At 70.0% G+C, this 726-nt stretch carries 1 protein-coding gene; it reads right to left on the bottom strand.

Going from position 1 to position 726, the window contains the following annotated elements:
- Positions 1 to 726, bottom strand: a 726-nt coding sequence (locus J5X86_RS50235) for a polyketide synthase dehydratase domain-containing protein (RefSeq protein ID WP_208523243.1), incomplete at both ends; no start/stop codon positions are given.

The following is a 726-nucleotide window of genomic DNA, read 5'->3' as shown; positions in this document are numbered from 1 at the left end:
CACCAGCGAATCCACCGACAACACGGCACGCCCGGCACCATCGGCCACCGCCAGCGACACCGCATCCGCACCAGCCGACGACAACCGCACCCGCAACACCGAAGCACCCACCGCGTGCAACGACACACCAGCCCACGCGAACGGCAGCCGCGCCCCGTCCGCACCCTCGATCAGACCACCAAGACCCACCGCATGCAGCGCCGAGTCCAGCAGCGCCGGATGCAGACCGAACGCGCCCGCCTCGGACCGCGCCTCCTCCGGCAGCTCCAGCTCCGCGAAGACCTCGTCACCGAGCCGCCACGCGGACCTCAGCCCCTGGAACACCGGACCGTAAGCGAGCCCCAAGCCCGCCATGCCCTCGTAGAGACCATCGAGCGCAACCGGCGTCGCACCCGCCGGCGGCCACACCCCCAGATCGAACGACGGCGCCGAAGCGCCCTCCATCAGCACACCCGAGGCGTGGCGCAGCCACGGCTCATCGGCAGCCGCGTCCTCGAACCGCGAGTACACCTCGAACGCACGACGACCGGAGCCATCCGGCGCACCCACCGAAAGCTGAAGCTGAACGCCTCCCACCTCGGGAAGCACCAGCGGCGCCTCCAGCGTCAACTCCTCGACCTGGTCACAACCGACCTGGTCACCCGCGCGAACCGCCAGCTCCACAAAAGCCGTACCCGGCAGCAACACCGAACCCATCACGGCGTGGTCGAGCAGCCACGGATGCGT

Source organism: Streptomyces sp. NEAU-YJ-81 (assembly GCF_017592595.1).
Lineage (GTDB): Bacteria > Actinomycetota > Actinomycetes > Streptomycetales > Streptomycetaceae > Streptomyces > Streptomyces hygroscopicus_B.
This window is presented reverse-complemented; position numbering and strand designations above follow the sequence as displayed.